General features: G+C 53.4%; 1 protein-coding gene. It reads right to left on the bottom strand.

Features of this window, described 5'->3' with window-relative positions; genetic code table 11:
- Positions 1–568: 568 nt before the first annotated feature.
- Positions 569–2,821, bottom strand: coding sequence for a hypothetical protein (locus AACY11_RS28075; protein WP_339496306.1), 2,253 nt, complete (start codon positions 2,819–2,821; stop codon positions 569–571).
- Positions 2,822–3,141 lie beyond the last annotated feature (320 nt).

Here is a 3,141-nt window from a genome sequence, read left to right on the forward strand (position 1 = left end):
GAAGACAGCAATGAATCAGTTTGCGATTCTTTATGGAGATCGATTTACCAGGTTGAACTGGTGAAAGAAGGGCTTGCCTTACGGCAGGCCGTTACCGGCCCGCACACAAAAAATCTGACACTCCCGCCAACGTTCGCTGCGAGACGAATGAGGGTGGCAGCTATACGCGGGTCGCAGACCGGGACTCTAGAACCGGCAGACCCGAAGGTCTCCCACGTACAGCCGCCATAAGCAAAGCGGATGTTGTGCGTCCAGAGATCGACGGGCTGCGAGACCCGATCGATGATTCGTCAGCGACCGGACCACAATAGAATCCGACCCCAAGGTGCACAAACCGGCGGATTCTGGCTTTGCTTTAGGTAAAGGCGCAAGGATTTGTAGTCTGGAAGGCGTGTCTGGAGGTATCTTTTAAACACTTCAGTTTAAGAGGCAAAAAGTCGGGCGAAGATCTGGGGATCCCTCAGGGTCTGTCCCCTTTAACCTCCCTTTAACCTCCCTTTAACCTTTAAAAAAGATCGCGAAATGCGATCTTTTTAAGGTTTGAGCGGTGTGATTTTCATCAGCGCTTCTAAGGCAAAAATTCGAAGTGATCGATTAAGAAGCTGTCTTTCGATGCTAAGTTGTCAATCTCGATTCTTTTTATTCCTTTGCTAATAAAAGTGTATTGTCTTGCATCCCGCGGAGGGGAAATTGTTAGTGTCTGAAGCAAAATTCCTTCTTTGTCATATGCCCTGGCTGCGCCGTAGAAGTCAACCGCTCCGGCCCAAAACGAAACTTTAACATAGGTCTTTTTCAGATCTAATCGGATAATTGAGTGATCGTTGGCAGTGAATATGGCTCTCCCACTGAATACGCTGGGGAGAGGGGGAGAATAGCTAGTCACATGGCCGATGGTGGGGGCCCCCCTCATTCCTGTAATCGTCATTGTCCGTGTAGATACTGAGCCTAATGGTTGTATCTCAAGCTGGTCAAAGTTTTCAAATAATGGCGTGTCATTCTTGACTCTATATGTACGTTCAGGAAATTTCGTGGGGAGGTTGGATTCGGAAATACCTGCTTTGAAGTCGATCAACAAATCTGTTCCATCTTTAAGTGTGTCGAGCCATTCTTTCGGGATGATTACTTCGAGGCCTGTGTCGTTGGGGTTCGGATCTCCAGTGAAAACATCCGTTTCCGTCAGTTGTCCTTGAGCATTTGTTCCAGTGCACTTCAACCAGACCAATTGTTTTGGTTTTTGCCCAATCCATGATGCCAGGGTCAACACATCCGTTTCTTTGAGTATCGATACATCTAGCTCTGAACCGGTGTTGCCTGCAATATTCGGCGTCGGAAAACGTGGGTCTTCATCCGCGATCTTTTGCACGCTGATCCTGACCGAATCTGATTTCCCAGCCTGTCCGCCATTGCGATTCAAATTCCAGCGAAACTCAACATCCTGCCCATGCCGCGCCGCCAGAAATGCTTGGCTCAACACCGTATTCACCCGTTTATTGCTGTTGAACTCCACCAAAGGAAACTGCGGCGAGCCCGCTGGCGGATTGACCTCTACCGGACGTCCGCGATCACCGGGCAATGCCTCAAGGTATTCGATGCGTAAGGTCACCCCATTCGGGTACGCCAACACATCGATTGGTTCCACGGCGTTCACCAAAAATGGCGGTGGCAATTCAACGGTGCTCTCGCCGGTAACACCGGCCTTGGTGGTGTCGGATCTCGCAATGACCTGTCCGCCGCGAACCTGTTCATATTTTGCGCGCACCTCGCTGCCGGCGATCACCTTGGCATTGGGCACCATCAGTTTGTAGACGAATGGAATGCGCCCGACGTCGGCCTCGACGGTGTGCGACGCCACGAGGCTGTCGAGTTTGCTGGCGGTGTAGATCACACGGATTTTGTCGTTGGGCTGCCACTGCGTGGCGAATGCATGCACCAGTACAGTGAGATCCTTGCTGCCGAGCTTCGCCAGATCGATGGTGCTCGGATCATCGTTCGGGTCGTCCGGGTTTTCGGCCAGATCGGGGGCGACCAATCGGGTTTCCGTCAGGTGCACATCGACCTCTACTGCGCCCGAGTAAGGCGAGTCGGTATCCGGCCCGTTGCCTAGCTGATCGGTGACGGTGTAGGAAAAGATGAACTTCGGACTGTCTCCGGCTCGCTGGAATACATCTTCCCCGACCATTACGCAAATTGTCGTCGTCTCGTCTGAAGGGGTGGCTGGAGCTTCAGTGGCCGTAACGGTTCGCAGGACATCCTGGCCGTTGCAGTTCAATCGGATCACGTCGTAAGCCCGGCAGTAGGGATAAGCAAAGCAAACCTGCACGCCTTGTTTGGCGCGCTCGGCATCAATGCCGTCGTCGATTACATCCTGCGGCAGGATCAGTTGCAGCCTGGAATGAGCGCCGTCACCGGGCGTGAGATCTTCTTTGCCGGGGCGGATGTCGTTGTACAGCAGCGTCAGCTCCGGCGTTGAGGTGCCAATGTTCTGGCTGTCACGGGTGATGGTGTAAACGAGTGTGTTGAGTTGATTTGGCAGCAACAAACCTTTGGGCAGGTAGAGGGTATGAACAGCATTTTCCTCGCCAGGCTGGATGGTTTTTGTGGCTTCGGTGCTGGCGTTGTTCAGCATCAGCCGGATCACGTCGCCTGCTTGCACCGTACCGGCTAGCGGAGGATCGACGGCGATGCTCAGACCCATGGGTTTGAGGTCATATACGTGTTTGGGGACGCCATAATTCGCGCCAACCACCGGCGTGGTCGCTTCAGGTGCGCGAGGTGGGTAGAGCGCTAACACGGTGTTATCGGGTGTCTGGGTGGTGGTCATGAAGGCGGTCCCTGAGCGGTGGAAAGGTCAGGTGCAATCAGAGCGCTTATTTGCGAATTACACACCTGTCAGATCTGACAGGTGTCGATGGGTTTCTGACGAATGGTCGGGTTGAGCGATGGGGTGATGCGGCCCGCCAGCACGGTTGATGAGGGGGTATGTGGCAAGAAGATGTGTTGCTTTGTAGTCAGCTTTCGCGAGCAGGCTCGCTTGTATGGTAGGACTTGAAGGGAGGAGGAGGGACAAGGCTCGATTCTGACTGTTAGCGCAGTACAGACCGTGGGAGATTTCACCCTCCTCCTTTCACCCAAGCGCCGATA

It is taken from the genome of Pseudomonas sp. RA_105y_Pfl2_P56 (assembly GCF_963970845.1).
In the GTDB taxonomy this organism is placed as follows: domain Bacteria; phylum Pseudomonadota; class Gammaproteobacteria; order Pseudomonadales; family Pseudomonadaceae; genus Aquipseudomonas; species Aquipseudomonas baetica_A.

Bases quoted from the DNA above. Each gene is read 5' to 3' on its own strand.
- AACY11_RS28075 (WP_339496306.1), bottom strand. From the start codon at position 2,821: ATGACCACCACCCAGACACCCGATAACACCGTGTTAGCGCTCTACCCA.